The 25,775-nt window shown below is 37.8% G+C and carries 30 protein-coding genes; 13 read left to right on the top strand and 17 right to left on the bottom strand.

What is annotated here, in order from left to right; all coding sequences use genetic code 11:
* Nucleotides 1–59 precede the first annotated feature (59 nt).
* Genes IPZ59_RS17625 through IPZ59_RS17615 form a run of 3 tightly spaced genes read left to right on the top strand, consistent with a single transcriptional unit; the run spans nucleotide 60 to nucleotide 2,198 of the window.
* Nucleotides 60–1,088, top strand: a complete 1,029-nt coding sequence (locus IPZ59_RS17625) for a sensor histidine kinase (RefSeq protein WP_236137362.1) — start codon at nucleotides 60–62, stop codon at nucleotides 1,086–1,088.
* Complete coding sequence (locus tag IPZ59_RS17620; protein ID WP_236137361.1) at nucleotides 1,063–1,833, top strand: LytR/AlgR family response regulator transcription factor; 771 nt, start codon at nucleotides 1,063–1,065, stop codon at nucleotides 1,831–1,833. Before IPZ59_RS17625 ends, IPZ59_RS17620 begins: the two co-directional genes overlap by 26 nt.
* Nucleotides 1,830–2,198, top strand: a complete 369-nt coding sequence (locus IPZ59_RS17615; protein ID WP_236137360.1) for a hypothetical protein — start codon at nucleotides 1,830–1,832, stop codon at nucleotides 2,196–2,198. The genes IPZ59_RS17620 and IPZ59_RS17615 overlap by 4 nt, the downstream gene beginning before the upstream one ends.
* Here the strand turns inward: IPZ59_RS17615 and IPZ59_RS17610 are convergent.
* Genes IPZ59_RS17610 through IPZ59_RS17590 form a run of 5 tightly spaced genes read right to left on the bottom strand, consistent with a single transcriptional unit; the run spans nucleotide 2,195 to nucleotide 5,914 of the window.
* Complete coding sequence (locus tag IPZ59_RS17610) at nucleotides 2,195–3,760, bottom strand: NFACT RNA binding domain-containing protein (RefSeq protein ID WP_236137359.1); 1,566 nt, start codon at nucleotides 3,758–3,760, stop codon at nucleotides 2,195–2,197. The genes IPZ59_RS17615 and IPZ59_RS17610 overlap by 4 nt on opposite strands.
* 2 nt (nucleotides 3,761–3,762) lie before the next feature.
* The gene (locus tag IPZ59_RS17605) at nucleotides 3,763–4,524 is read right to left on the bottom strand and encodes an MBL fold metallo-hydrolase (RefSeq protein WP_236137358.1); all 762 of its coding nucleotides are present in this window, start codon (nucleotides 4,522–4,524) and stop codon (nucleotides 3,763–3,765) included.
* Nucleotides 4,521–4,799 carry a hypothetical protein gene (locus IPZ59_RS17600; protein ID WP_236137357.1) on the bottom strand — a complete coding sequence of 93 codons (279 nt, stop codon included), beginning with the start codon at nucleotides 4,797–4,799 and terminating at the stop codon, nucleotides 4,521–4,523. The genes IPZ59_RS17605 and IPZ59_RS17600 overlap by 4 nt, the downstream gene beginning before the upstream one ends.
* A 3-nt stretch (nucleotides 4,800–4,802) precedes the next feature.
* The gene (locus IPZ59_RS17595; RefSeq protein WP_236137356.1) at nucleotides 4,803–5,180 is read right to left on the bottom strand and encodes a response regulator; all 378 of its coding nucleotides are present in this window, start codon (nucleotides 5,178–5,180) and stop codon (nucleotides 4,803–4,805) included.
* A complete protein-coding gene (locus IPZ59_RS17590; protein ID WP_236137355.1) occupies nucleotides 5,177–5,914 on the bottom strand; it encodes a response regulator in 738 nt (245 codons plus the stop codon). Before IPZ59_RS17590 ends, IPZ59_RS17595 begins: the two co-directional genes overlap by 4 nt.
* Before the next feature lie 224 nt (nucleotides 5,915–6,138).
* Here IPZ59_RS17590 and miaA point away from each other — a divergent pair, with 224 nt between their 5' ends.
* Nucleotides 6,139–7,059: a tRNA (adenosine(37)-N6)-dimethylallyltransferase MiaA gene (miaA, locus tag IPZ59_RS17585; RefSeq protein ID WP_236137354.1), complete on the top strand. Its 921-nt coding sequence runs from the start codon at nucleotides 6,139–6,141 to the stop codon at nucleotides 7,057–7,059.
* Here miaA and IPZ59_RS17580 read toward each other — a convergent pair.
* From IPZ59_RS17580 to IPZ59_RS17570, 3 genes are all read right to left on the bottom strand, one after another.
* A complete protein-coding gene (locus IPZ59_RS17580; protein WP_236137353.1) occupies nucleotides 7,044–7,415 on the bottom strand; it encodes a hypothetical protein in 372 nt (123 codons plus the stop codon). The genes miaA and IPZ59_RS17580 overlap by 16 nt on opposite strands.
* A gap of 2 nt (nucleotides 7,416–7,417) precedes the next feature.
* Nucleotides 7,418–8,392 carry a 6-phosphofructokinase gene (gene pfkA / locus IPZ59_RS17575; protein ID WP_236137352.1) on the bottom strand — a complete coding sequence of 325 codons (975 nt, stop codon included), beginning with the start codon at nucleotides 8,390–8,392 and terminating at the stop codon, nucleotides 7,418–7,420.
* A 141-nt stretch (nucleotides 8,393–8,533) separates the two neighbouring features.
* Entirely contained in the window at nucleotides 8,534–8,878 is a 345-nt protein-coding gene (locus IPZ59_RS17570; protein WP_236137351.1) for a single-stranded DNA-binding protein, read from the bottom strand.
* Nucleotides 8,879–9,305: 427 nt separating this feature from the next.
* On the opposite strand from IPZ59_RS17570, the gene IPZ59_RS17565 reads away from it, so the two are divergent.
* Together IPZ59_RS17565 and IPZ59_RS17560 are read left to right on the top strand one after the other, a co-directional pair.
* Nucleotides 9,306–9,563 (top strand): hypothetical protein, encoded by a 258-nt coding sequence (locus tag IPZ59_RS17565; protein ID WP_236137350.1) that lies wholly within the window; start codon nucleotides 9,306–9,308, stop codon nucleotides 9,561–9,563.
* A gap of 3 nt (nucleotides 9,564–9,566) precedes the next feature.
* Entirely contained in the window at nucleotides 9,567–10,337 is a 771-nt protein-coding gene (locus tag IPZ59_RS17560; RefSeq protein WP_236137349.1) for an XRE family transcriptional regulator, read from the top strand.
* Here the strand turns inward: IPZ59_RS17560 and IPZ59_RS17555 are convergent.
* The 4 genes from IPZ59_RS17555 to rluF form a co-directional block, all read right to left on the bottom strand.
* Nucleotides 10,334–11,440, bottom strand: coding sequence for an AEC family transporter (locus tag IPZ59_RS17555; RefSeq protein ID WP_236137348.1), 1,107 nt, complete (start codon nucleotides 11,438–11,440; stop codon nucleotides 10,334–10,336). The genes IPZ59_RS17560 and IPZ59_RS17555 overlap by 4 nt on opposite strands.
* Before the next feature lie 55 nt (nucleotides 11,441–11,495).
* Nucleotides 11,496–12,656: a pyridoxal phosphate-dependent aminotransferase gene (locus tag IPZ59_RS17550; protein ID WP_236137347.1), complete on the bottom strand. Its 1,161-nt coding sequence runs from the start codon at nucleotides 12,654–12,656 to the stop codon at nucleotides 11,496–11,498.
* Between the two features lie 246 nt (nucleotides 12,657–12,902).
* Nucleotides 12,903–13,694: a hypothetical protein gene (locus tag IPZ59_RS17545; protein ID WP_317208018.1), complete on the bottom strand. Its 792-nt coding sequence runs from the start codon at nucleotides 13,692–13,694 to the stop codon at nucleotides 12,903–12,905.
* On the bottom strand, nucleotides 13,695–14,426 hold the full coding sequence (gene rluF, locus IPZ59_RS17540; RefSeq protein WP_236137346.1) for a 23S rRNA pseudouridine(2604) synthase RluF: 732 nt from the start codon (nucleotides 14,424–14,426) through the stop codon (nucleotides 13,695–13,697).
* Between the two features lie 113 nt (nucleotides 14,427–14,539).
* Between rluF and IPZ59_RS17535 the strand changes: the two genes are divergently transcribed.
* A complete protein-coding gene (locus IPZ59_RS17535; protein WP_236137345.1) occupies nucleotides 14,540–14,980 on the top strand; it encodes a hypothetical protein in 441 nt (146 codons plus the stop codon).
* Nucleotides 14,981–15,379: 399 nt separating this feature from the next.
* Here IPZ59_RS17535 and IPZ59_RS17530 read toward each other — a convergent pair whose 3' ends face one another.
* Genes IPZ59_RS17530 through IPZ59_RS17520 form a run of 3 tightly spaced genes read right to left on the bottom strand, consistent with a single transcriptional unit; the run spans nucleotide 15,380 to nucleotide 18,078 of the window.
* Nucleotides 15,380–16,567 (bottom strand): ATP-grasp domain-containing protein, encoded by a 1,188-nt coding sequence (locus tag IPZ59_RS17530; protein ID WP_236137344.1) that lies wholly within the window; start codon nucleotides 16,565–16,567, stop codon nucleotides 15,380–15,382.
* Nucleotides 16,568–16,594: 27 nt separating this feature from the next.
* Nucleotides 16,595–17,011 carry a DUF2141 domain-containing protein gene (locus tag IPZ59_RS17525; protein WP_236137343.1) on the bottom strand — a complete coding sequence of 139 codons (417 nt, stop codon included), beginning with the start codon at nucleotides 17,009–17,011 and terminating at the stop codon, nucleotides 16,595–16,597.
* Nucleotides 16,999–18,078, bottom strand: coding sequence for an AMP-binding protein (locus IPZ59_RS17520; protein ID WP_236137342.1), 1,080 nt, complete (start codon nucleotides 18,076–18,078; stop codon nucleotides 16,999–17,001). The genes IPZ59_RS17525 and IPZ59_RS17520 overlap by 13 nt, the downstream gene beginning before the upstream one ends.
* A 74-nt stretch (nucleotides 18,079–18,152) precedes the next feature.
* Here IPZ59_RS17520 and IPZ59_RS17515 point away from each other — a divergent pair, with 74 nt between their 5' ends.
* Complete coding sequence (locus IPZ59_RS17515; RefSeq protein ID WP_236137341.1) at nucleotides 18,153–18,992, top strand: 1,4-dihydroxy-2-naphthoyl-CoA synthase; 840 nt, start codon at nucleotides 18,153–18,155, stop codon at nucleotides 18,990–18,992.
* A 265-nt stretch (nucleotides 18,993–19,257) separates the two neighbouring features.
* Nucleotides 19,258–20,094: an alpha/beta hydrolase gene (locus IPZ59_RS17510; protein WP_236137340.1), complete on the top strand. Its 837-nt coding sequence runs from the start codon at nucleotides 19,258–19,260 to the stop codon at nucleotides 20,092–20,094.
* 402 nt (nucleotides 20,095–20,496) lie between these two features.
* Here IPZ59_RS17510 and IPZ59_RS17505 read toward each other — a convergent pair whose 3' ends face one another.
* Nucleotides 20,497–21,300, bottom strand: coding sequence for a universal stress protein (locus tag IPZ59_RS17505; protein WP_236137339.1), 804 nt, complete (start codon nucleotides 21,298–21,300; stop codon nucleotides 20,497–20,499).
* Between the two features lie 66 nt (nucleotides 21,301–21,366).
* Complete coding sequence (locus IPZ59_RS17500; protein ID WP_236137338.1) at nucleotides 21,367–21,969, bottom strand: class I SAM-dependent methyltransferase; 603 nt, start codon at nucleotides 21,967–21,969, stop codon at nucleotides 21,367–21,369.
* Nucleotides 21,970–22,112: 143 nt separating this feature from the next.
* Here IPZ59_RS17500 and IPZ59_RS17495 point away from each other — a divergent pair, with 143 nt between their 5' ends.
* The 4 genes from IPZ59_RS17495 (at nucleotide 22,113) to IPZ59_RS17480 (ending at nucleotide 25,536) form a co-directional block, all read left to right on the top strand.
* Nucleotides 22,113–23,549: an MBL fold metallo-hydrolase gene (locus tag IPZ59_RS17495; RefSeq protein ID WP_236137337.1), complete on the top strand. Its 1,437-nt coding sequence runs from the start codon at nucleotides 22,113–22,115 to the stop codon at nucleotides 23,547–23,549.
* A 412-nt stretch (nucleotides 23,550–23,961) separates the two neighbouring features.
* Entirely contained in the window at nucleotides 23,962–24,861 is a 900-nt protein-coding gene (locus IPZ59_RS17490; RefSeq protein ID WP_236137336.1) for a sterol desaturase family protein, read from the top strand.
* A gap of 9 nt (nucleotides 24,862–24,870) precedes the next feature.
* Nucleotides 24,871–25,131: a hypothetical protein gene (locus IPZ59_RS17485; protein WP_236137335.1), complete on the top strand. Its 261-nt coding sequence runs from the start codon at nucleotides 24,871–24,873 to the stop codon at nucleotides 25,129–25,131.
* Nucleotides 25,132–25,200: 69 nt separating this feature from the next.
* Nucleotides 25,201–25,536, top strand: coding sequence for a rhodanese-like domain-containing protein (locus tag IPZ59_RS17480; RefSeq protein WP_236137334.1), 336 nt, complete (start codon nucleotides 25,201–25,203; stop codon nucleotides 25,534–25,536).
* The last annotated feature ends 239 nt before the right edge of the window (nucleotides 25,537–25,775 follow it).

Genomic DNA, 25,775 nt, shown 5'->3' with positions numbered 1-25,775 from the left:
AACATTTTAATGTTTTTCCTGTTAAAATGAATCAACTAAACGCCCTTATTTGATATCCAATGTTTGGACATGCATACAGATATTTGTTTGCTACCCTTCTGGGGATTTACTCATTTTTAAATATTTCATTGTTGGATGGTGATCGACTGTATCAAGTTGATTTGCCTGCCCATTATCTTTTGATAGTAGTATTTTACAATGTTTTCGGGATTTGGATCATCAACGAATGGCTTGAAAAAAAATCATCTTTTTTTCCTAAAACAATTCATCCTCTAATTATTCAGTTTGTTGTCAGCTTAGTATTTGTAGGATTACTTGCATCCTCATCCGTGCTAATCACCGGTAATATTTTAGGAGGTCCCTTTTCATACTCATGGCAAAACTTTTTCTTTACAGCGGCCTTTGTTTATCGTGTAAATCTCTTTTTGAACAGTGTGAATGCCATTTATTATTTCAACAAGAAATTCAGTGAGAAAAAATTGGAAGCAGAGCGCCTGAAGACATTGACAGTAAATGCCAAGTTGGATGCATTGAATGCACAAATAAATCCTCACTTTTTCTTTAACAACCTCAGTATTCTTTCTTCGCTGATTTATGAAAACCCCAAATTGGCAGATCAATACCTTCATAAACTATCGGATATTTATCGATATATCCTCAATAAAAGAAATGTTGAATTAGTTAGCTTAGAAGAGGAATTGACCTTTTTAAAAAAGTATATTGAATTGTTAGAAATAAGATTTCAGGGCTCACTGAGCTTTCAGCAAGATATTCATCAGGAGTGTTTGCCTAAACTTTTACCACCAGCTGTCCTTCAGTTATTGGTAGAGAATGTAGTTAAACATAATTATTTCACGGATGTAAAACCGTTGGAAGTTAGCATTTCAGCATCTTCCGACGCAATTACAATTCATAATAAAAAGCAAGTAAAGTCAATCATAGAGACATCTACTGGTATAGGACTTGAAAACATTCGGGCTAGATATAAGTTCTTAGGTAGAAATGTACATGTTGTAAGTACAGAAGAATTTTTTGAAGTGAAACTACCATTAATCGAACCATATGAAAATAGCGATAGTAGAGGATGAGCCATTGACCAAGAAAAGGATTCAGTCTATTATTTCTCAGCACAATCCTACCGCTCAAATCATGTATACGGGGCAATCGTTAGAGGATCTCACACATATCCTGCATCATCAAAACAATTTTGATGTTTTGTTTTGCGATTTGCATCTAGCGGATGGGTTGAGCTTTGATGTATTAAAACTTTTCAAGATAACTACACCAATTGTCTTTATCACAGCCTATGATCAATATGCTTTGCAGTCTTTTGATCATAATTGTATCGATTACATCTTAAAGCCCATACAGGAAGACCGATTGATTGCAGCGATAGAAAAGGCAAAAAAGTTCTTGTGGGATGATCAAAAAAGTGCTCTTTCTGCTGAAGTTTTACAACAGATATTTCATGGTTATCATGACAAAGTATATAAGCAACGGTTTTTGGCCAAATATAGCAACAAAATTAAGTTGGTTTCCGTCCAAGATATAGCTTATTTCTTCACGGAAAACAGTGTTACGTACCTTGTTTGTTCAGGGGACTCAAAAAAATACATCGTGGATTATAGCTTGCAAGAGTTGGAAGATCAGTTATTAAATCCAACGGAATTTTATAGAATCAATCGTTCTTCAATCGTCAGTATGGATTATTTGCAGGAAATGAAGCCCTATCAAAACGGTAGACTATTGCTTTCTTTAAATTCTCCATCATTTACAGATTTAATAGTATCAAGAGAAAAGGTAAGTCAATTTAAGGAATGGATAAACAAATGAGGAAAGTTGTCACGCTTGTTTTAGGTTTTTTTCTTTATGGTGTTAGTGTGCATGCTCAAACCGGAGCCACTCAGATGGCTGATGAGACAATGAAGCGAACTATCATGCAATTGGAGCAAGATTTGTATGAGGTCAAGTTGAATTTAAATCAAGCTCAAAATCAATTAAAAAACGGTATTTTGGTAGCAACGATAGGGTATTCTGTCACGATTTTGGGAGGACAATTACTTGGAAGTAATCCTGAATGGGGGAGAGGTCTTCTTTACGCTGGTGGAGCAATTGGTATAGCTGGTACGGTAGTGCTTGTGAAAGGCTTCAATAAGATAAGTTTAGGCCCCCCTGCTAAACCCCGTTCAGCTTTTTAAATGCTAGCTGGGTCTTGAGGAATGACCAATACAGTTTTTTCTTTGTCAACCATTACAGCCCCTGGGGCAGAACCTTTTGCTTTGCGCACATATTTAGCGGGCGTAACTATGACGGCCGCTAAACTTTCGTTCTTGTTTTTTGAATAATAAGCAGCTAAAGCAGCAGCTTTCTCTATCACCTGTGAAGGAAATGGAATTCCTGATTTATATTTTATCAGTACATGAGAGCCAGAGACGTCCTTTGCATGTAACCATAAGTCTTCTTTCCAGGCATATCTGCGCAATAATTCGTCATTTGCTTTAGCCGATTTACCGACTAATACTTCAAAACTATCAATTTCAAAACGTTTGAATGGGACAGTTTCTTCTTGTGATTTTGCTGTGTGGGTGAAGTTGTTATCTTTGACAAATTGACGTAGACTTTTAAAATCCTCAATTGTTAGTAGCTCACTTCGTTGTTCTTGCAGCTGTTCGACCAACCTTTCTTTAGCCCTCAAATTTTCTTCTAATTGGTTGATTTCAATTTTTCTGTTTTTTGATTTTCTATAAAAATTTTCGGCGACTTTCTGTGGGCTCACACCTTGTTTCCAAGAAAATTCTTCTTCTTGATTGGTGTAGAAATTGAAAAGCGTAGCAGAAACTGCTCCCCTGGGAATTTGATGTAAATTTGCCATCAGGACATCTGCTTTTTGAGCAGGAGAATTTTGATCTAGAAGTTCTAAAAGTTTTTCTTCTGTTTTTTGAATATATGCTTGACTCTTTTTTAGTTGATCTTCAAGTTGACGAACCCATTTTGCTTTTTCTTTATGAAAGGTTTGAACAACCACACGGTAGCGAAACAATTCATTGCATGCTTCTATGGCTTTGCTTGATTGAAAAATTACAGAGTGTTCAGGAAGGAGTGAGAGATGGTATTCTCCTCCTAGTTGGACAATCGAAAATAGCGGGCTTTCTAGCCTATCCTGAACTTCTTGAATAAGCGACCACTTTGTATTCAGATCAGCATCGATATATCCTTGTGATTTTAGCCATTCTCTAGGGATTTTACCCAAGGTGGGTAAAAATTTTGATGCATTCCCAGCAAGTTCGTTAAACCGTTCAAAGCTTAAGTCAAGTTGGACGGATAAGGAATCCTTAAGAATCTCTAAATCTTCTCTGATTTCATTCCTGAAAATTTTAATGGGATATTCTTCACTTGATTTGTAGTATAGAATATTGCTCCTAGTTCCATGAAGTTTAAATATAATTACATCTCCACTTTTCAAATTGATAGTGAATGCCCTTTCATAATTCAGTGGAGTGATTGAATGGACTTCTTGTCCAATCCACTCGTCAAAGAGGTTGACAGTATTTTTTTTGCTTCTTTTAAAGTCCTTCGGAAAGCTCAGACATGAATATATGGGCAAAAGATTTGCCCGGATGCAAGCCGTCTGTTCATCTTTTTGAAGCAAGATGACCAATTCATCTTTATTCTGAGAAAAGCATGAACGTATTTGAAATCCTTGGAAAGAGGAGTCCAACTCAGGGCACAGAAACTTGAGGAAATGATAATTCAGATGCATAGCTAAAGGTTGACTGTCAAGCCATCATATGCAAGAAAAACATTCTCTGGTAAGTCTTTTTCAATCTCTTGATGACATCCTAATTTATGACTGATATGCGTAAAATATGCTTTTTCCGGTTTGATTTTTTCTACCCATTCCAAGGCTTCTACCAAGGTTAAATGGGAAAGGTGATGTGTTTGCTGCAAAGCATTTAAAACCAACACCTTACTTCCTTTTATTTTTTCAAACTCTTCTTCCTCGATATATTTTGCATCTGTGATATAAGTGAAATCATCAAATCGGAAACCTAAAACAGGGAGCTTATAGTGTAAAACTTGTATAGGAATGATGGGGATATCGCCAATTTGAAAAGGATCTTTTGTAATTTCATGTATCTCCACAGCTGGCACTCCTGGGTACTTTACTGCTTCAAATATGTATGCGAATTCACGTTTGATTTGATTCAAAACTTTGGAAGTGCCATAAATAGGCATATCTTTTTTTTGCAAAAAATTGAAAGAACGTATGTCATCGAGTCCAGCTGTATGATCTTTGTGCTCGTGTGTAAATAGGACTGCATCTAGCTTTCGGACTTTCTCCCGTAACATTTGCTGTCTAAAATCAGGTCCTGTGTCAATGACAAATGTTTGATCCTGAATCTCCACGAGGATAGAACTCCTTAAACGCTTATCTCTGAAATCCAATGAGCTACAAACAGGACAGTAGCACCCAATGACTGGGACACCTTGAGATGTTCCTGTTCCTAAAAAAGTAATTTTCAAAGTTTTAAAACGGTTTGTTGTAATTCACTGATTAAATCTTGGATTTTCTTATCATTGAAATCTTGAGGGTTGAAATTTAGCTCCTTAATTATTTCTAATAGCGTGTTGATTTTTCCGTCAAGAGGATAATATTTATTAACTACAACGATTTTAGTATCCTTTAGAATGCAATAACCCGACTTAAAATTGCCTTTCTCATAACGTAAGACGTATTCGGATGACGCAAAAATATTCTCTAATTTATCCAGAAAATTTTTCGTGTATTTAATTTGCATGAATCAGGACAAGTGTTTCTTCACTGTTGCCAGCAACAAATCGTAGTCAAGTGGTTTCTGAACATAATCGTTCATTCCTGCTTTTTTGAAATCATCTAAGGTGTAATTTTTGTAATTCCCTGTGATAGCAACAATTGGAATCGTCGCTTTGTTTTGATTTTCAAGGGAGCGTACAGCTTTTGTACATTCAATTCCATCCATTAATGGCATATTAATATCCATCAATATCAAATCAAAATCTTCTTGCGCAAGCTTATCTAATACCTGCTTTCCGTTTTTTACTGCTGTAATATGGTATTTTTCAAACAATAGTACATTCTTGGTCAAATTGATAATGACGGAACTGTCTTCAGCGACTAAAATTTTTTTTGAACTTGTCATGAGTTTAAAATTGGATGAGACTTCAAATGATTTTCGAAAGAGCTCACTATTTCTTTCAAAGTTATATATTCTTTTTCAATGTTGTCAAAATTTTGACGTTTTATATTTAATTCTAATGATTCACAAAATTTATAGAGAGCAATTGCGCCAAGCGTGCCAGAGTTTCCTTTGATAATGTGAATTTTTGGACCGATTTCATCCAGCTTGTTTGATGCTAACAACTTTTCAATTTCCCCAAGAATCATGTTCGTTTCTTCAAGAAAATCTTCATATACGATCTGAATATTTTCTGGTGTATTGTATTTCCTCAATTTTTCAACAGTTTCCATTGAAAGTTTTTCAAAAGAGGCATACCCATCGGAGGATACTTTTTTTTCCAAAAAAAAATTTAGAATTTTTAATAAAACTTGTGGCTTGACTGGTTTAGCAATAAAGTCATCAAATCCAGAGGAGATGAATAACGCCCTGTCTGATTCATCAGAATAAGCTGAAAGTGCTATGATTGGGGCAGTACTAAGCTTTTCAGATTTGATCATTCGACAAGCTGTTACGCCATCCATGATCGGCATTTGTATATCGAGTAAAATTAGATCAAAATGATCTTGTCTGATTTTCTCAATTGCCTGAAAGCCGTTTTCTGCGATTTCGAGATGATAACGCTGCCCAATGATGTTTTCAAATACCTTTCTGTTTAGTGCATTATCCTCTACAATCAGAACCTTTTTGTTAATCATTTAATTAAAATTGTAATTTTGTATGAAATTAAAAAAAATATAGACACAAGCAATTTTCTGTGAAGAAAATAAAATATTTTCTAATCTGTTAGTTGCATAAGTGTTCAAGTAATGATGTTTCGAAAGTAATCAGCAAATCTGGTGTTTTTGAGAAAATGTTTCCTTTACGTTGCTAAATCTGCTTGATTGCTTATATTCATGTAATTCTTAAAAATATTCCTCCTTTGTCGTATCCAAAAATTTATCCTACAGTAGTGGTCTTAGCAGGACCTACAGCCGTGGGGAAAACTGAATTAGCTATTAAATTGGCGAATGAGTTCAACACAGAAATTATTTCAGCAGACAGTCGGCAGTTCTTTAAAGAGATGAATATTGGTACTGCAAAACCTTCTGCCCAGGAATTATCACTTGCCCGTCATCATTTGATTGATTCACATTCTATTTTTGATTCATATGATGTGAAGCAATTCGAAAAGGATGTTTTGCTATTATTGGAACAACTATTCATTAAATACCCTGTAGTTATTCTTACAGGTGGTTCAGGACTTTATATTGACGCTGTCTGTAAAGGTTTTGATGAAATACCGGATATTTCTTCTAGTGTAAGAGCAGACATTATTGATTCTTATGAAAAATATGGAATAACTTGGTTACAAACCGAGGTGAAACAATTGGATCCAAACTATTTTGAGGTAGTGGATCAAAAAAATCCGCAACGATTGATGCGTGCATTGGAAGTTTGTCGTGCTACAGGCCAAGCGTACTCTAGTTTTAGAAATAAAAAGTCGGTTGAACGCACTTTCAAAATCATAAAAATTGCATTGGAAAGGGATCGGGAAGAGCTTTATTCGCGCATAGACCATCGAATGGATCGAATGCTTGAGCAAGGGCTTCTGGAAGAGGCACAACAATTGTATCCTTACAAAGAGTTAAACGCACTTCAAACAGTAGGCTATACTGAAATATTTGGGTTCTTGGATGGGGAATATGATTTGGAAGAGGCTACACGACTTCTCAAGCGGAATTCCCGGCGTTATGCTAAAAGACAATTGACTTGGTTTCGAAGAGACGAGGCTTATCAATGGTTTAATCCTAGTCAAGAACAAGAAATCATTAGATGGGTGAGACATCAACTCAACGGTTGATGTCCCATAATTTTTGCTATAAAGCTGTACGGCTTTTCTTCCAATAATTGATTATATGCTGCTTTTGCCAATTTAAGGCTTTTAATAGTTGGCAGTAGTTCGTTTTCAAATACTTCAGGATTTGCTTTCTTCAGGTCTTCCTTGTGTCTTCTGAAGCTTTCGATCGCTACATGCACTTCATCCAATTTTTCAGATGTTGGTTGAGTCAGCGTGTTATCCAAGGAGTACATAATGGTAAAAACCTGGCCAGAAAGCCAGACTAGTCGTTGTTTTTTGTTTTTAAATGTACTGTTTACAACAATAAAAAACAGCATGATGAATCCTCCAAGTGTGAGGAAGAAAGGAATATATCCCATGTTTAAATACTTAAGATTTCTATTAGACGTAAATGATCCTCATTAAGAGGTTTTGTTTTGCCGATACAATCTGCAAAAGGGGTGTAAACGACATCGCCATTGACAACTCCTGCCATGCAATTTTTTTCACCGTGTAGCAATCCCTCCACCGCTGCCATACCACAGCGGGAAGCCAATACGCGGTCTCTAGCAGTAGGGCTTCCGCCGCGTTGAATATGCCCTAAAGTGGTAACTTTAAATTCTTTATCTGAATCTTTTAACTTTTCTTCCACTTTCTGCATAATTTCTTCTCCTCCTCCTTCCTCATCTCCTTCTGCTACAACGATGATGCTTGAGGATTTGCTTTTGCGTAGATTTTTCAGAGATTTTACAACTTTACTTATGTCTGTTTTTGTTTCTGGGACCATTACAAATTCGGCACCACCTCCAATTCCTGATTCTACAGCTATGTATCCTGAATCTCTGCCCATAACTTCAATAAAGAAAATCCGATCATGTGCTGCGGCGGTATCCCTGATTTTATCTATCGCCTCTAATGCTGTATTTACTGCAGTATCAAAACCAATGGTGTAGTCAGTACCATAAATATCATTATCGATAGTTCCAGGACAACCAATAGTTGGTATTCCATATTCTTCAAAGAAAGTTTTAGCACCAGTGAATGTGCCGTCACCTCCGATGGCTACGATACCCTCTATTCCAAACTCTTGAAGTTTGTCATATGCTTTTTTTCTTCCTTCTGGAGTTCTAAACTCCTCGCTTCTTGCGGACTTTAAAATCGTTCCACCACGTTGGATGATATTGCTGACGGAATAAGAATGCATGCGTTTGATATTTCCATTGATCATGCCATCATATCCATAATTGATACCATAGATTTCCAAACCGTGAAAAATTGATGTTCTGACGACTGCACGGATACAAGCATTCATTCCAGGAGCGTCACCACCAGATGTGAAAACAGCTATTTTTTTCATTGTTTAATAGGTTAGTCCCTGCAAAAATACTGATAATTGGGCGGAATTGTTTGATTAAAAAAAAAATGAGCATGCTAAATAGTGGGAAGCTGCAGATTTTGACAAAAAATTATAAAAAAGAAGCAGCTTCCCAAGTGTTTGTTACTGTGTTACCTTCTCGCCAAAAAGCACAAACTCATCAATGATGATTTCTGTGAGGTATTTTTTGACGCCGTCTTTGTCTTCATAAGAGCGGTTAGTGATTTTTCCCTCGATAGCAATCTCAGCACCCTTATCTAGGAGCTTTGAAAGGTTTTCGGCCGTTTTATCCCAAGCTGCTAAGTTGTGCCAGGTGGTTTCTTCTACCCGCTCGCCTGCTTTGTTGTAGTAGTACTCGTTTGTAGCTAAGCTAAATGACACTTTTTTCTTCCCAGATTCAAATTCCTTCAGTTCTGGTTTGGTGCCCAATCTCCCGATCAGCTGCACCTTGTTTCTGATACTGCTCATAGTTTTGTTTTGGTTAAATGTTTGGTTGAGTATTTATCGATGGGAATTTCAAGAAAATAGTTGGATCAAGTCGTGTTTGAAACGTTTATAATCGTTTATAAATACTTATTGAATCGAAACTTGAAATGAAAAACAGTGGTGAGGCTAGGATATTAATTGTTGGATGAGTATTGTAAAGAAGGTGATATAAACCTGATGATATTGGGATGCACACCTTAAAAAATGAGAGCAGAATGTTGATCGCGCATTTGATAAGAAGTATAAGCCTAGACTAGATAATTCATCACAGGATTCGTGGAATTTCCTGAATAATGCATATTTATATTAAAGCAAGACATTAAATGTCACAATAGTGTTAAAAATACCATCATTTGTATGTTGTTATTTCCAACATTCGTATATTAGCTATTGTTAATTCACAAGAGCTATGGAATTGGAAGAAAAAATTATTATTACGCAAAAAGAGCTGCCTTCGGGAAAGTGTCAGGTAAAATTCACCTTTCAAGATGAGCAGGTACCTATGTACGGTTATTTGCTGACTCAGGAGCCAAAGCCAGTTGGTGAGATTATAGAAGAAATCACCAAGCGTATGCATCAACGCATGCTGCAACTGGAGAATAGTCAGCATTTCTCGATAACGAACCACGTTAAAGACGATCATCAGTTTTACCTTTACTCAGCCTAAGCGATGGTACTAGCCAAAAACCTGAAGCATCTTCGGACTGCTTCTCAAATGACTCAAGCAGAATTAGCAGATAAGCTTGGCTTACAACGGACCATGATTTCCGCATATGAGGATGGGAGATCCGAACCTAAGCTGCAAACTTTGGGGGTTTTGGCCGGACTATTTCAGTCTTCTGTTGATGAGCTCCTGTATCATGATATTCAAGCATTGGGTAGAAAGGCACAGCAATCCAAACAAATCAAAGTGCTAGCCATTACTGTGGACAGTGAAGACAGAGAGCAAATTCCCATGGTTCCTCAAAAAGCATCGGCCGGATATCTGAATGGTTTTGCTGATCCCGAGTTTGTCGAAAGCCTCCCGCAGTTTTCGCTCCCCAATCTTTCTACGCATGCAACTTATCGGGCATTTGAGCTCAGCGGGGATAGTATGCTTCCATTAGTGTCAGGTACTGTGGTGATTGGTAGTTATGTAGAACAATTGACACAAATCAAAAGCGGTAAGACGTATGTCCTGGTGACGGTTACAGAAGGTGTAGTTTACAAGCGGGTTTTTAATTATCTAGAAGAGAACGGGAAGCTGTTTTTGGTTTCAGATAATGAGCATTACAAACCCTATGAGGTCAAAGGAGAAGATGTGTTAGAGATATGGGAAGCAAAAGCGTATATCAGTACTGATTTCCCAAGTCCCAAAGATAAAGCACAGCCTGCGACGTTGGAAGATATATCGCAGATGATCCTTGATTTAAAATCCGAAATTTTAAGGCTTAAGTACTAGTCTTTCTTGAATACCGGTTTTAAAAACGATTCAGAGATTTTAGTATAGGTGGGTTTGATGGCACTGATACTTACCAGCGCAATTCCAAGGCTTATTAGAAGATTGGGAGATGTGAATGTTTCTCCAAATGAAAAAACCGAGAGCATAACGCCTGTGGCAAAAGGAAGAGATAATGCTAGGATATTGACTCCCAATTCTAAATCAAATGTTTTTTTGTTTCCTTGGCTAGATAAGCGCTCCATTGATTGGATAGCTGACATGTGTGCATATGGCCAAAAACTAATAGCACTTTGTGGGAAGACTACAATTAAGAGTATAGCAATATATGATAACCCTGGGACTAACAAAATCAACAAACCACTAAGCATAAATGTCAGACCTGAGCGAAGGAGTAGCAGGTTAACTATTTTTTTTAGTTGAGCCCAATTAAACACAACTGCTATTCCAATATACAGAAGTACCAAAGGAGTCATTAGATTGCTCAAGCTGCTAATGGTGCTCGATAGAAAGGGGGGGAGATTTTCCATACGAATTCCAAAAGCAAGTAAGGTAAGTGCAAATACTATCACCAAATTGATGGGTTCGTTGATCAAACTGACTAAAAGTGATTTGATTTTACCCCGGCTGTTCCCTTCCAAAGTAGGATGTATTTTGAAAAACCAGTGAATGGCCACCATATAAGCAAAAATTAAAACAAAGAATTTGTTTCCAATATCCGCTAATGCCCCCCATGCCAGTGCTTCATCTCCAAGATATTCAATCAGGAAAGGGAAACAAGAAAGTCCAGGGGCGAGTGAAGGGAACAATAGTAAATAGGTTCGGTAATTAGGAGAGCCTTTTTCAATTCCATACCAAGGTAAGATGTGTTGAAGTGCAAAGAATAAGATGAAATTAAAGCCAAGTGCTAAAACAGGGAGCCAAAGTAGTTCCTGTGAGATTTCGGCTTTAAGCAAAGCAACAAAGATGATAGCGGGTAGTGCTATTGTAAGAATGATGGTTTTCAGTCCTTTTTGCTGCTCTTGAGATTGAAACTTAGCGCGTAGGAAAAAACCGATTAGTAGTAAAAGAAGAAATGCAAGTGTCTTCTGAATTGCTGGATTCATGTGGTAAACGTCAGATAGTTAAGTCAATTCAAAAGGTTATTTTGGGTTTGGTTAATCAGCCTTCTGTAACTTTAAGTGCATCTATGAAATAGTTCATTTCTTCCATAGTTCCCATGCTTACACGGCACCAAGGCTGATTTTCAATGGCGTACATACGAATGCCGACACCTTGTGCAAGCATAGATTTGGCAAAAGTATCTGCGCTTGTACGTATCGGGAAAATCATAAAACTCGTGTGGGATGGGATTTCTTGGTATCCGAGCGAATGAATTTGTTCAGAAGTGAATTCCTTGGAGGATTTATTCAGAGATCTGCATTCTGCAATGAATGCTTCATCTTGAAAACTTGCGATGGCTCCTTTGAGTGAAGTGATGCATAGCCCCATTGTACTTCTGACCATATCTGTTACAGACTTGATTCGTGCTTCTGTAGCTACCATGTAGCCGATTCGTAAGCCAGCCATTCCATGGATTTTGGAGAATGTACGAGCAACAATTACATCGTGTCCTTCGGCGACTAAATTGACAGCACTTTTTTCCTGTGGATTATCTAAAAATTCCAAATATGCTTCGTCTACAAAAATAGGTGCTTTGGGAGCATTATTCTTACAGAAGCTTTTGACTGCTTCAAAATTAGTAATGGATCCCATTGGATTATTGGGATTACAGATGTAGACTAGCTTGGTTTCTTTATCCATAGATTGCGCAATTCCATCGAGATCATGGCTTTGATCGAGTGTCAGAGGGACAGCTTTCCAAGTCGCTCCAACTGCCTTCGCTGTGTTTACCAAAGACAAATAAGAAGGGTCCGCGGATACTACATTTCCTCCATGCCTACACAAGGCAATAGCTGTTTTTTCCAATAAATCAGTTGATCCAGGACCTAACATGATGTTGGCAGGTTTCACCCCTTCTTTTTCGGCAATCATCTCTATCAAATATTGCGCATCTGAATGCCCATAGCGATTTCCTTGGCTGATGGAATCCATGATTGCTTGCTGCGCTTTTGGGGAAGGTCCGAAAGGATTTTCATTTGCTAATAAGCGGGCTCGCATAGGTACCTGCATATTCGCTGGGAGCGGTAGCTCACGCGCTAAACTAACGTAATCGATTGATTTGGAGGATGCAGCCTGTAATGGAAGCTTAGAAAGTGTAGAAATAGCTCCAATTCCTAGTGCACTCGTCTTTAACCAAGCTCTTCGAGATAAATTTTTCATACGGTTGGTGGTTTTATGGTTTAAATTTAAACCAAAAAAAATGATAATTGATTAAAAAATTTGATTAATGGTTAAAAAATTAATTAATAACTGCCATTTGTATTTGAAATAATGAAAATTAGGGTTGAATACAAACTCATTATTCCTATTAATACAAAAAGGTCAGATTTTATGGTTAAAATCTGACCTTTATAAAAGTGTTTCTCCTGAATTCAGGTTGGAAACGTAACATGTGCAATGGAATGCCTACTCAATGAGTCGATGAAATCCTTCTCGGATGTGCTTAACTGCATTATAATCTTGATCGAGATTGATCAAGCCTTTCTGCGTATCATGCCAAAATCCATCTCCACATTCAATATATTCTCCAGATTTGGTTGGTTTTTGTTCTTTAGCTATACCATAATCATAGTCTGGTGTAAAAACATTGGAAAGTAGCTTCTTGGTCTCTTCCCAGTCTGCTGTCTTTTGTTTACCATCGATTAAAACGTCCACAGTTCGAATAGAAAATTTCATTTGAACTTCAATCGAAGTTTTAGTTTGATCATTTATAATCAGGTAGTTGATCTTTAGAGGAGCCTCTTTTTTACTCAGTTCATAAATTGCTTGTATGACATCCTGCGCTAGAATCATCCAGTCTTGTTGATTCGCAGGAATGGTTCTGACTATTTTACCATGAATATCTTTTACCAAAAGTTTGATGCCTCCCTCTTCTTCATTTAATTTTTTGTTGGACCAATTGCTTTTAGCGTAGAGTGATTTGATAGGTTCTTCCCATATCAGTGGGATTTCCCCCTGATAGGTGAAATCGTCGTTGAGGGTAAACCCTTCATCCAAGATTTCCTCTTCTGTTAAATCTTCACGGTGGGTATATTCTAGATACAGTTGAGTGTCAATAAATTTTTTACCAAAGCCCAATTTGATTTTAAAGATATGGGAAAATGGAGGAGGGATGAATCCTGAGTCGTATTCTATTTCTAATCTGCTAATGTCTTCTGTTTTCAAGTGCATGGATGCAAGTGTTTGTCGTGTATTCAATTATTCAAATGTTTTGGAGGAGTCGGCAATCGCTTCTTCTAAGATTGCCATTTCTCGAGGACTAAGATCTCTCCATTTTCCAACTGGCAAATCCAGGTGTATGTGCATGATACGTATTCTTCGGAGTTGTGTGACTTCATAATCCAGGTATTCACACATGCGTCTGATTTGCCTGTTTAATCCCTGAGTTAAGATGATTGAAAATCTGAATTTGGAAAGCTGCTTCACTTCGCATGGATTGGTGATGGTTCCCAAGATTGGAATTCCTTCACTCATGCGTTTAATGAAATCTTTAGAAATTGGGCGGTTGACAGTGACAATGTATTCTTTTTCATGGTTATTTTTAGCTCTCAAGATTTTGTTGACAATGTCTCCGTCACTTGTAAGTAAAATCAAACCTTCACTGGGCTTATCCAACCTTCCAATTGGAAAAATACGCTCTGGATGCCGTATGTAATCGATGATATTATCTTTTTCAGCCTTGGTGTCCGTAGTACAAACGATTCCTACGGGTTTGTTGAAAGCAATGTACACATGTGACGACTTTGGACTCCCGACAGCTTTTCCATCTACTTTTACGATATCTCCAGGCATCAACTTAGTTCCCATTTCAGGGATTTTCCCATTAATAGTCACACGCCCTTCTTCAATGAGTTTATCTGCAGCTCTTCTGGAGCAAAAGCCTATTTCACTTAGGTATTTATTGATGCGGGTAGCGTTTGATTCGGTCATGAAAAGAATGCCTCTGGGTAATGTTCCGCAAATATACTGAAATACTCAGCAAGGATTTTTAGATTAGGAAATAAGTTCTAAATTGGGACTATGAACAAAACCCAATAATAACTATGGAACAGAAGAAAATTGAAAAAGTTGGAATATGGTTGGACCATTCGTTTGCGTATTTTATAGGGTATGCAGATGGAAAAGCCGAGCTCATTGAAACGGTTGATTCTCCACATGAAAGTATGAAAAGAGTGGAAGGGGAGGGGAATGACACTACTTGGTATACCACCAATCCTGAACATGCTTCCAACAATGAACATAAAAAGCATAACATCACTCAGAATGAGCTTAAAGAGTATTTTAAACTCTTAGAAAATAAGATTCATGCATACAATGATATTTTATTGTTTGGGCCAGGTGTAGCTAAAGAGCAACTAAGGAACAGAATTAAAGAAAATAAGGCTTTTGCTAAAAAATGGTTTGCCGTTGAGAATTCAGATAAATTAACGGACAATCAGTTGCTAGCTTTCGTACGGGAGTTCTTCGATAAGCACAGTATCTAAGGGGCCGGCAGGAAGCATAGAATCCATGGAAATGTAACCTTTGAGGTTTTTTAAACTTCAAAGGTTTTTTGTTGTCCACCTATTTCGCGAATTTCCATAGCTTGGGAAGCAAAAGAATCCTCTGAGGAGTTGTTAAATAAAAATAAGTTTAGAAGTTGAAAGCATTTAAATGATTCAGAAGGAGCAGAACCATCAGAAACATGGGTACACTTACATATGGTTAGTTGAAATGAAAGGAAGCTTTTTGCCTTGAAGAGGCAGATTTAGCAGATTTGCCTATTGAATTACACAACTTTTACCCGAAAGTTTTTGGGTTCGTTTCATATAAAGCCAAAGAGATTGGAGTAAATTCGGAATCAGTAGATTTCAAGAAAACTTATTAATCAGCAGTACTTTTACTTAACCAATAACCGCATCTTGCAATCGGATATATTTGGTCAAATCAGAATGTAGAATGGTATATAATTCTTTCTCATTGCCCTTGCTTGTGGAAGTAAATAAGAAACCAAACACTCCAAAATGATTCAATGGGTGTTTGCGGACATGGATTACTTCTTCAAAATCTTGGCAAATAGCCTCATAGTCAAAACCTGCAAAATCTTCTTGTTTGACTTTGGCTTGATTGTCCAATAGGATTAAACTAAATATTTTATTTTTTCTTGTGGCAAATATGTCCTCCCAGTTCGGTTTTTTGCCATCTAGGAAATACTGGTAAGAATTGATTCCATAGGCAAACCAAGCTAAATCGCCTGTAGTACACCAACCACCAAAACGCATAGGATTCACCTCAATAGGAATGATTTCACCCGATGCTGTTTTTCTGATTTCGATATGTAATGGAAAATTTTGGAGATCAACTTTGCTTCCAACCATTTTTAAAAATGACATGATTGGTTCATACATTTCCTGAAATATCTCTTCTGAAGTACAATAGACTCGGTCACTAACATCAGATTCTGAGGCAAACAAATGCTTTAGTATATTTAGTACAACAGGATTTCCTTCCTCATTAAAATAGCAATCAAACGCATATTCATCTCCTTTGATGTATGACTCTAAGATGAATTCTGTATTGTCAACCACCTCTGATGGATACATATCTTGAATCTTAGACACCGTTTCTTGTATCTGGAATACAGTGTCTGCCCAATCTTCTTTTCGGTCAACCTTGAAAACAGCCAAACTAAAGAAACCTACTGCGGGCTTGATGATAAAAGGAAAGCTTACCTCTGATAAATCAAATTGTTCCAACGAATCGAAAGTGACCCTTTGAAAGAAATAACTGGGATAAGTGTCTTGAATAAGTTTACGGAACTTGAATTTGTTTTTAAAAACCTCAATCAAATTTGCTTTTGGAGAGTTTGGCAGGTGCTTATGAACCCAGCTGATGCTATTTTCCGAATTGGAGTATAACTTTTGTGTAGGATTGGCTTTGAAAATCTCCCGTGCCTCCATTTCGCAAAGCCAGTTGACATCTTGGTCATGCATGATGGTTTTAGCTTCGGCTGTAGCTATGACGGGAATTTTATTGCTAACAATGGTATCTTTCAGGAAATCGGAAACGTAAGGAAAGTCCAGCAGTATCATAGGGGTTTCTTTGTTGCAAAAGTAACTCTAACGCATGGAAATGGTTATTGAATTTTTACCAGTGGTGAGTTGAAAGGCAGCTTTTTCAAAAGATGGAGGTCCTAATAGCCCAGTTGCATTGTTTGAAAAACCATACCTGTCCACAGGATAGCCTAATACATTTGTTCGGATTTTCCCTGTATTTGAGGTATCGTGAAAGACTGCCACTGCATAAGTGCCCAGTGGAAGATCTTCAATTTTAACCGTACCAACCTTGTTTTTGACACTCACATTAGCCATCCGAATCGCTTTGTCAGCTTGGTCAGGAAAACCGTTGGACTGATTAAAAACTAATATACGGATGATTCCCTGATCATTTTTTGCATTTTCAACAGTAAGTTCAAGAGTCCCCTTCGAACTTTGTAAGGAAAATAGACTTATAAAAAGAAATATTAGCTGGAACATATAGTAGATAGCGAGCTGATTCGATTGACTTTACCTGTTGCAGTTCTAACGAAGGACTTCAGGTAATGGATTTCTTTTGGTTGATGATACCTAGGCAAATTATCTGCCAATTTTTTTAAAAAAGACTGTTCATCGGTTAAAGGATCTGTTTTTTCCACAATTAGCACCACTTTTTGACCCAATTGCTCGTCCGTTAAGCCGCCAATAAAATATGCAACATCTCCAAATTTTTCTACTACCAAAGGTTCAATCGCTTTTTCAATCAATTCAGGTTGAACTTTTACTCCTCCTGAGTTGATAGTAAAATCAGCTCTTCCAAGCCATTGGAACCGGGTTGGGGAAAGGATTTTCACCAAGTCATTGGTTTGAATTTGTTTCTCTTCTGCCATAGGAGCCTCAATCCAAAGCCTGTTGTTTTCATCTACTCCAATGATAACTCCAGGTAACACTTCGTACTGGAGTTCCTTGCCTTCAATAGGGGCTAAAGCCACATGAGAAACGGTCTCCGTCATGCCGTAGGTTTGGTATGCATGGATAGAAGCTGCCAGAAGCTTTTCAATCAATGAATGAGAACTGGGAGCGCCACCGATGATGAGGTTCTTGATAGCCTTAAGCCCCTGTAATCCAAGCGTATCATCTATACAATTCAGTACTTGTAAAGGCACCATTGCGACCAATTCGTACTTTTGAATGAGGGAGGATTCTTTGAATGGATTTTGAGAGGGTTTACTTAAGTAAATGCAGGCATTCCATTCCATCCCTCTTACCAGCATCATTTTTCCAGCAATAAACCAGGTATTGAGGCAGCACAGGAGGTTGGGGTTAGCTGAGATTCTGAAAAAGTCCCTTGTAGCCATTGCCGAAACTTCCATTTGGGAACGAGTAATGAGGATGTTTTTAGGCATTCCCGTAGAACCGGATGTTTGTAGCTCAAAACTTTGTTGGTCTGTGAGCCAAGATTGACAAAATCCAAGCGCATGGGTATAATAGAGGTCCTCTTCCTTATATTTCCCTGCTCGGATATCTTCAAAGCTATATAATCTGTTTTCGATGATGATCTGTCCCATAGTAGAAAGCACTTCCCAAAATTCAACAAAATTCCTCGAAGGCTGTTATCTTGCAGGAAAATTAACAAAGAATTATGAGTATAGCTTGGCAAACCGTAAAGGAATACGAGGATATCACATACAAGAAGTGCAGCGGAGTCGCAAGAATTGCCTTCAATAGACCGGAGGTTCGAAATGCCTTCCGTCCCAAAACTACCTCAGAATTGTTGGATGCATTTAAAGATGCCCATGAAGATACTTCCATTGGAGTGGTGCTGCTCTCGGGAGAGGGACCATCACCCAAAGATGGGGGTTGGGCATTTTGCTCAGGAGGAGATCAGCGTGCCCGTGGACATCAAGGATATGTTGGTGAAGATGGATATCATCGATTGAATATCTTAGAAGTTCAGCGCTTGATACGCTTCATGCCCAAAGTCGTGATTGCGGTAGTCCCTGGTTGGGCTGTAGGAGGAGGTCATAGCTTGCATGTAGTATGTGACCTTACGTTAGCGAGCAAGGAACATGCTATATTCAAACAAACCGATGCTGATGTGACAAGCTTTGATGCGGGTTATGGTTCAGCGTACTTAGCTAAAATGGTCGGTCAAAAGAAGGCAAGAGAGATTTTCTTTTTAGGAAGGAATTATTCAGCTCAAGAGGCTTTTGATATGGGCATGGTCAATGCGGTAATTCCCCATGATGAATTAGAAGACACGGCCTATGAATGGGCTCAGGAAATTTTAGCAAAATCGCCCACCTCCATCAAAATGTTGAAGTTTGCCATGAATCTAACAGATGATGGAATGGTAGGTCAGCAAGTGTTTGCAGGAGAAGTGACCCGTTTAGCCTATATGACAGAGGAGGCTAAAGAAGGTAGAGATGCATTCTTGGAAAAGCGGAAGCCCAATTTCAAACATATCAAGTGGATTCCATAAATTGAATTATAGACCGAGTGATCTGTTAAGGTGGCTCGGTTTTTTTCTTGGAGATCTTTTGAGAAGCGAGAGGTCATAAAAGAGACAAGAACCAAGATGCAAGAACCAAGAGACAAAGCTCGCAGAATACACGGAAAACGCAGAAAAAATCGTGTTTAAAAATTTGTATCCGAAGAGAGAAATTAAGATTCAATCTTCCCATCACTAATCACTTAATTAACTAATCACTGTTAACTACTCACTGTTCACTACTAACTACTCCACTATGAAACACTTTGAAACCTCCTATACCACCCATGATGGCTTGAAATTATATTTACAAGCTTGGATGCCGGATGAAGAAGCACAAGCATCTTTATTGCTTGTGCATGGATTGGGGGAGCATAGCAGCAGGTATCTTCATGTTGCGGAGAAGATGGTGGAAACAGGAGTGTCTGTCTTTACCTTTGATGGGAGGGGGCATGGAAAATCAGTCCCTTTACCCACGGCGTATTTTGATAGCTACAAGGACTATTTGAAAGATATCGATGCGCTGTATGAAAAGGTGAAAACATACGTTCCTCAAAAGCCTTCCTTTATTTTTGGTCATAGTATGGGAGGAGGGTTGGTGGCTGCCTTTGCACTGGAACACCAACCAAAAACAGATGGTGTTATTTTAAGCGCACCAGCTTTAATGCCAGATGATAACCTTTCACCATTCCTTATTAAAGTCTCGGGATTCGTAAGTGCTATCGCTCCTAAACTGAAAGTTTTAAAACTAGATGCAACCAAGATTTCGAGGGATGTCATAGAGGTTGAAAAATATAAAAATGATCCATTGGTGTATCAAGACCCCGTACCGGCACGGACAGGTCATGAACTACTTAAATTGATGAATAATTCATTGGCCAATGCAAATCAATTTAGTTATCCTGTATTGCTATTGCATGGAACAGCTGATGAGTTAACGAATCCTAAAGGTACAGAGCAATTCTTTCGAAAAATTTCTTCTAAAGATAAAACTTTCCATCGCTACGAAGGCCTTTACCATGAACTCGTCAACGAACCGGAAAAAGAGAAGGTTATTCAGGATATAGTGGACTGGGTAAAAGATAGGATGTGACTAGTTGGACCATTTTAAGTACCAAGAAACAGGAGCCAAGTAGGGATTCGGGTAATAGAGATGAGAAGCGAGAGGCGAGAGATTAGACTCGATTGTCTTAAGTTGGACGATTTTTTTCAAAGAGCCAAGAATCAAGATGAGTTATAGAACCAAGTTTAAGACTCTGATAGAGTCAAACTTCTCAATAGCCTCGGGTTTCAACGATTCTCTCGCAGAAAACGCAGAATTCACAGAAAAAGCCGCAGATTAATAGTTATTGGATAGAGATAATCAGTAAACGCCCCTACATCATAACAATTAACAAAATAACCACCCCCGAAGGACCCAAAGGACTCTCTTACATTCCTAATTATTCATTCTTCATTCCAAATTCCTCATTCTACATTCCCAACTGTTCACTACTCACTTAATCACTAACAACGGGACATGCGTGTGGTAGGCCATTTCAAGTGTTTCGCTTTTATTAAAAAGGTACTCAAAGAAGGATTTTTGTTTGGAAAACATGACCAATAAGACATTTGGGTTATCTCCTAAATAATTTTGAACGCCTTTTTGAATGTTCGAAGCTTGTATGGTTTGAAATTCAAAAGATTTGTTTGCATGATTCGCTTTTAAGAACGCCTCTAAACCTTTAAATTCAATTTCTTGGTCGAAACTCATTTTTTCTCCTACATGGAAAAAGTTATAAGGTAGATTGAGTGCTTCTGTCAGTTGAAACAATTTCTTAAAGTTTTCTTCAGACTCCTTTTTCAATTCCAGAGCGATGGCGATTTTATCCTCTTTGGGTAAGGAGGCAGAAGTAGGCACAGCTAGAACTGGCACCATACTTTCTTTGATAACATGTCCAGTATTAGAGCCCATCAATGTTTTCTTGATGCCACTTGCTCCCTGTGTTCCCATGACAATGAGGTCGTAGTGGTTTTGATAGGCATAAGAAGTAACCGCAGTGGCTATCGAGCCGTGTTGGATTTTGTAGTCAATAGTCAACCCTTCTTCTAGACCTTCTTTTACCAATTTTTTCATGGCTTTTTTTGCATCATCCTCTATTTGAGCGATGATTTCAGTAGCCTGTGCGGCAAAATCATACACTGCATAGAATGCATAAAACAAGGTGAGAGAGGAGTTCTGTTGCTTGGCAATATTTTTCGCAAATGCCAATGCGTTGAAGGCATTTTCAGAAAAATCAGTGGGAACAAGAATTTTCATCGTTTGGGTTTTTTTGTTGCTTAAATATACATCATAAATGTATTTAGTAAGCTGATAAAAATCATGTTAATTGATTTTTGTACCCAATAGCCGAATTACATGCGCTTCCCCAACATGACCAATACCTTCATTCAACTCTATAATACCATCATATTCTTCCTCCCAATCAAAATTAGGAAGTATAGATTTCAAGGTTTTCAGCTCGTATAACATGTCAATGTTTTTAGGACCACCGGATCTATAGCGAAGCTGATTTTTCCCAAAACCTTCAACAATCAACTTTCCTCCCATTTGGAGTGATTTAGCTAACTTTGTATAAGCGGTTTCGATGATTTCTTTGGGTAGGTGAAAGTAAATCAAGGCTAAAGTATCATAGGAAGCTACTTCTGGAATAAACTTTTGGATATCACAGACATGGTAGTTGATAGATAACCCAGATTTGATGGCCAAAGATAAAGCAGTGTTTTTGGCGATTTCACTTTGATCCACTGCATCTACACTCCATCCGCATGTTGCCGCGTAAAGCGCATTTCTACCCTCTCCTTCACCAGGTAAAAGCAATCTCCCAGGTTGGAGTTGATTTATTTTTTCTTTAAAATAGGAATTAGGTTCCAAACCATAAAGATTTGGTGCAGTGGAGAATTTTTCGTTCCAGAAATCCGGGTTCATATTTTTTTATCTTAAGGAATATCAATAAACTATTGAATTCTTTTCAAAGGTATTTATTATCTCCTGTATGTAGATGTAACTTGAGTCACAATCATTGCCTCTTTGATTACTTAATTTTGAGTATTCGGACTAAACCACATCTTATGAAATACGTCTTCGTTTTACTGAGTTTCCTGTTAACTACGGGCTTTGTAAAAGCTCAATTTACCCCTCTGGTTCAAGCAGCACAACCGCAAAAATCAAAGATCCATCAATTTGAAGATGATGGATTAGCTCATTTTAGCTATGCAATACTTGTTGGCAAACAGGTGGTTTTGGTTGATCCAGGAAGGAATCCTCAGCCGTATTATGATTTTGCTGAAAAGCACGGAGCATCTATCATTGGTGTCGTGGAAACACATCCACATGCGGATTTCGTGAGTTCTCATCTTCAAATTCACCATGAAAAGGGAGCTACTGTTTATATAAGTAAACTAGCAGAAGCGAATTATCCTCATCAAACATTTGACGAAGGCGATATCATTGATTTAGGAAATGGAGTAATCATGAGAGCGATGTTTACACCGGGACATTCTCCGGATGGTATCAGCGTAGTGTTGAGTGAAGATGGTAAAGACGTAGCAGTGTTTACAGGCGACACTTTATTTATTGGTGATGTAGGTAGACCTGATTTAAGGGAATCTGCGGGTGCTATCATGATGCAGCGTAAAGAATTGGCGCGCATGATGTATTACAGTACTCGTGAGAAGTTAATGAAATTGGCTGAAGATGTGGTAGTTTATCCTGCACATGGAGCTGGTTCTTTATGTGGAAAGGCTATTTCTGACGCTAAAAGCAGTACGATTGGTCAGGAAAAACTAACCAATTATGCATTACAGGAAATGAATGAAGAGGCTTTCGTAGAGTTATTGCTGCAAGATCAGCCATTTATCCCTCAGTATTTCCCTTACAATGTAGACTTAAATAAAACTGGAGCACCTACTTATTTGGATTCTAAAGAATTAGTTCCGGTATTGGCAGATTTGGCTGATTTGGAAGAGGGGATCACTATTATTGATGGCAGAAGTCAGGATATTTTTAAAAATTCCCATTTACCCAATGCGATTAATATCATGAAAGGTGCCAAGTTTGAAACATGGTTAGGGAGTTTGGTTAGTCCTCAAGAACGATACTATTTAATTGCCGAAAGTGAGGCATCTTTGGATGAACTGATTTCCAAAGCAGCTAAGATAGGCTATGAGTTATTGATTGCCGGTGCAGGTATTTACATTGAAAAGGATGGAATGACCATGAGTTTCTTTGATCAAGAAACTTTTGATTCAAACCCTGATCTATTTACCATTATTGATATTAGAAACGAAGGTGAAGTTGCCCAACAAAAGGTGTTTGCCAACTCGATCAATATCCCTTTGCCTGAGTTAATGCAGCGGGTTTCGGAGATTCCAACTGATAAACCTGTTGTGGTTCATTGTGGCACAGGTTACCGCTCCGCAGCAGGGTCGAGTATCATTCAGCATGCTTTAAAAGATACAAAGGTGATTGATATGGGGGCCTATATCAAGGAATATAACCAAAAGTAATTAGTTGTGGTTTATGGGAATGTCGAAAGGGGGCAGTCGTGTGGATTGTCCCTTTTCTTTAAAAGATAAATTTGAGAAGCGAGAAACGAGAAGCGAGAGGTTAGACACAAAGAATGAAATATGCTTGCGCGAAATAAGTTGATATATGCCTCCTACCTTTGGTAGACAGGATCGGCGATATAATGCTGGTGTATAAACAAGAGAATTATTCTTAAAAAAGTGTCAAGAAATTTCAGGACGTGACACGATACAAGATGCAAGAACCAAGAAACAAGAAACAAGACAAGGGCGTGTGTGGGACTTTCGATTATCTTGGTTTGCACTGCTAATTGCTCACTGTTGCTAACTGCTCACTGCTAACTGTTCACTACTCACTATTCACTAATCACTTAATCACCAAATTACTAATTCCGTGTCCAAATACATTCAAATCATAGCAGACTCTTATTACGGGTACTTTAATTACCTAGTAAGTGAGATGTTTTATCCTTCTGTCAAAAACTATTTCTGGTGGTTATTGGGCTTATCAGTAGCCGTTTGGTTATTGGAAATAGTATTTCCATGGAGAAAGCAACAAGCGATTTTCCGAAAGGATTTTTGGTTGGATGGCTTTTATATGTTTTTCAATTATTTCTTGTTTTCCTTAATTGCTTACAATGCGATATCCAATGTGGCAGTAGAAGCTTTTAATGATTTTTTGGGTTTATTTGGAATAACCAATATAGCAGCACTTCAAATAGAAACATGGCCAAGATGGGGGCAGTTTTTGCTTTTATTTCTTTTAGCTGATTTCATACAATGGAACGTGCACCGCATGTTACACCGAATACCTGCGCTTTGGGAATTTCATAAATTACATCATTCAGTGGAGGAAATGGGTTTTGCGGCACATCTACGCTTCCACTGGATGGAAACAATTATTTATAAAACAGCCCAGTATATTCCATTAGCAATGATAGGTTTTGGTTTGACTGATTTTTTCATTGTACATATTTTCACCACAGCTATAGGGCATTTGAATCATGCAAATTTACGAATTACCTATGGCCCTTTGAAATACATTTTTAATAATCCAATTATGCATTTGTGGCATCACGTAAAGGAGCTACCAAAAGACAGAAAGTACGGAGTTAACTACGGCATTACGCTGAGCGTTTGGGATTATTTGTTTGGTACCAATTATATTCCACACGAAGGTAGAGATGAAGCCTTGGGCTTTGAAGGAATGGAGGAGTATCCACAAACCTTTTGGCAACAAATCAGCTATCCATTTATCAAAAATAAGAACCCCAAGCAGTCAGAGGAGCTGTAAATGTAACCTATGAAACAGGCAATTAATAATTGGAGATTAGTGATCTTATGGACCTTAACCTTAGGATTGGCTCCGTTTTTCCCCGAACCACATATTTTAGGAAAGGTTCGTTGGATTTTAGGAGGAGCAAAAGGAATGGAGTTGTTGGATTGGTTGGATTTTATATTCCATGGGATTCCATGGGTTTTATTGATACGACTAATTGTTTTGAAGATGACGGGAAAATTAAAAAAACAGGAAGTATTTACTACTCCCAAAAATCCAATGTGATGAAGGTTACTTTCTAAAAGAATTACCTCTTTTACATTTGTTATCATAATTTATAAAACCAAATAAACCATGTTTAATTTCTTTAAGACAAAACCAAAAAATTATATAGATCTAGGAGCGGAAGATTTCAATAAGGGTATGAAGGAAAAAGATGCCGTTATAATTGATGTACGTACCGTAGGTGAATTTCAATCAGGTAAATTCAAAGGAGCAAGAAATATCGATATGATGAGTCCTTCATTTACTGCTCAGGTTCAGAATTTACCGAAAGATAAAAAGTATTACATCTATTGTCGAAGCGGCAACAGGAGTGGCCAAGCCTGTGATTTGATGGCCGATATGGGATTTGAGAATACCTTCAATTTGGCAGGTGGAATTATGCGTTGGCCGTTTGAAATAGTTTAAAGTTAATTGATTGGGTTGAATGGTGTTAAAAGTCCACTACCAGTATCTGGTTAGTGGACTTTTTTTATTTTAAAGAATTATTTGCATTTTTCCGCCTGAATTTTCTGATAAAATCATAAAAATGTATTTGGTAACAAAAAAAAAGCATTTCATTAAAAATATTTTTCGAATTTACTTTGATATGAAATGCAAATTAATGTATTTTTACAGCAAATAAATACGTTCATTAATCAACTCTC

It is taken from the genome of Mongoliitalea daihaiensis, from assembly GCF_021596945.1.
In the GTDB taxonomy this organism is placed as follows: domain Bacteria; phylum Bacteroidota; class Bacteroidia; order Cytophagales; family Cyclobacteriaceae; genus Mongoliitalea; species Mongoliitalea daihaiensis.
The sequence above is the reverse complement of the archived record's forward strand: the minus strand, read 5'-3'. Positions and strand labels throughout refer to the sequence as shown.

What these genes read in the sequence shown, in the direction of transcription:
- IPZ59_RS17625 (WP_236137362.1), top strand. Translation starts at nt 60, where the DNA reads ATGTTTGGACATGCATACAGATATTTGTTTGCTACCCTTCTGGGGATT.
- IPZ59_RS17620 (WP_236137361.1), top strand. Translation starts at nt 1,063, where the DNA reads ATGAAAATAGCGATAGTAGAGGATGAGCCATTGACCAAGAAAAGGATT.
- IPZ59_RS17615 (WP_236137360.1), top strand. Translation starts at nt 1,830, where the DNA reads ATGAGGAAAGTTGTCACGCTTGTTTTAGGTTTTTTTCTTTATGGTGTT.
- IPZ59_RS17610 (WP_236137359.1), bottom strand. Translation starts at nt 3,760, where the DNA reads ATGCATCTGAATTATCATTTCCTCAAGTTTCTGTGCCCTGAGTTGGAC.
- IPZ59_RS17600 (WP_236137357.1), bottom strand. Translation starts at nt 4,799, where the DNA reads ATGCAAATTAAATACACGAAAAATTTTCTGGATAAATTAGAGAATATT.
- IPZ59_RS17595 (WP_236137356.1), bottom strand. Translation starts at nt 5,180, where the DNA reads ATGACAAGTTCAAAAAAAATTTTAGTCGCTGAAGACAGTTCCGTCATT.
- IPZ59_RS17590 (WP_236137355.1), bottom strand. Translation starts at nt 5,914, where the DNA reads ATGATTAACAAAAAGGTTCTGATTGTAGAGGATAATGCACTAAACAGA.
- IPZ59_RS17580 (WP_236137353.1), bottom strand. Translation starts at nt 7,415, where the DNA reads ATGGGATATATTCCTTTCTTCCTCACACTTGGAGGATTCATCATGCTG.
- pfkA (WP_236137352.1), bottom strand. Translation starts at nt 8,392, where the DNA reads ATGAAAAAAATAGCTGTTTTCACATCTGGTGGTGACGCTCCTGGAATG.
- IPZ59_RS17570 (WP_236137351.1), bottom strand. Translation starts at nt 8,878, where the DNA reads ATGAGCAGTATCAGAAACAAGGTGCAGCTGATCGGGAGATTGGGCACC.
- IPZ59_RS17565 (WP_236137350.1), top strand. Translation starts at nt 9,306, where the DNA reads ATGGAATTGGAAGAAAAAATTATTATTACGCAAAAAGAGCTGCCTTCG.
- IPZ59_RS17560 (WP_236137349.1), top strand. Translation starts at nt 9,567, where the DNA reads ATGGTACTAGCCAAAAACCTGAAGCATCTTCGGACTGCTTCTCAAATG.
- IPZ59_RS17555 (WP_236137348.1), bottom strand. Translation starts at nt 11,440, where the DNA reads ATGAATCCAGCAATTCAGAAGACACTTGCATTTCTTCTTTTACTACTA.
- IPZ59_RS17550 (WP_236137347.1), bottom strand. Translation starts at nt 12,656, where the DNA reads ATGAAAAATTTATCTCGAAGAGCTTGGTTAAAGACGAGTGCACTAGGA.
- rluF (WP_236137346.1), bottom strand. Translation starts at nt 14,426, where the DNA reads ATGACCGAATCAAACGCTACCCGCATCAATAAATACCTAAGTGAAATA.
- IPZ59_RS17535 (WP_236137345.1), top strand. Translation starts at nt 14,540, where the DNA reads ATGGAACAGAAGAAAATTGAAAAAGTTGGAATATGGTTGGACCATTCG.
- IPZ59_RS17530 (WP_236137344.1), bottom strand. Translation starts at nt 16,567, where the DNA reads ATGATACTGCTGGACTTTCCTTACGTTTCCGATTTCCTGAAAGATACC.
- IPZ59_RS17525 (WP_236137343.1), bottom strand. Translation starts at nt 17,011, where the DNA reads ATGTTCCAGCTAATATTTCTTTTTATAAGTCTATTTTCCTTACAAAGT.
- IPZ59_RS17520 (WP_236137342.1), bottom strand. Translation starts at nt 18,078, where the DNA reads ATGGGACAGATCATCATCGAAAACAGATTATATAGCTTTGAAGATATC.
- IPZ59_RS17515 (WP_236137341.1), top strand. Translation starts at nt 18,153, where the DNA reads ATGAGTATAGCTTGGCAAACCGTAAAGGAATACGAGGATATCACATAC.
- IPZ59_RS17510 (WP_236137340.1), top strand. Translation starts at nt 19,258, where the DNA reads ATGAAACACTTTGAAACCTCCTATACCACCCATGATGGCTTGAAATTA.
- IPZ59_RS17505 (WP_236137339.1), bottom strand. Translation starts at nt 21,300, where the DNA reads ATGAAAATTCTTGTTCCCACTGATTTTTCTGAAAATGCCTTCAACGCA.
- IPZ59_RS17500 (WP_236137338.1), bottom strand. Translation starts at nt 21,969, where the DNA reads ATGAACCCGGATTTCTGGAACGAAAAATTCTCCACTGCACCAAATCTT.
- IPZ59_RS17495 (WP_236137337.1), top strand. Translation starts at nt 22,113, where the DNA reads ATGAAATACGTCTTCGTTTTACTGAGTTTCCTGTTAACTACGGGCTTT.
- IPZ59_RS17485 (WP_236137335.1), top strand. Translation starts at nt 24,871, where the DNA reads ATGAAACAGGCAATTAATAATTGGAGATTAGTGATCTTATGGACCTTA.
- IPZ59_RS17480 (WP_236137334.1), top strand. Translation starts at nt 25,201, where the DNA reads ATGTTTAATTTCTTTAAGACAAAACCAAAAAATTATATAGATCTAGGA.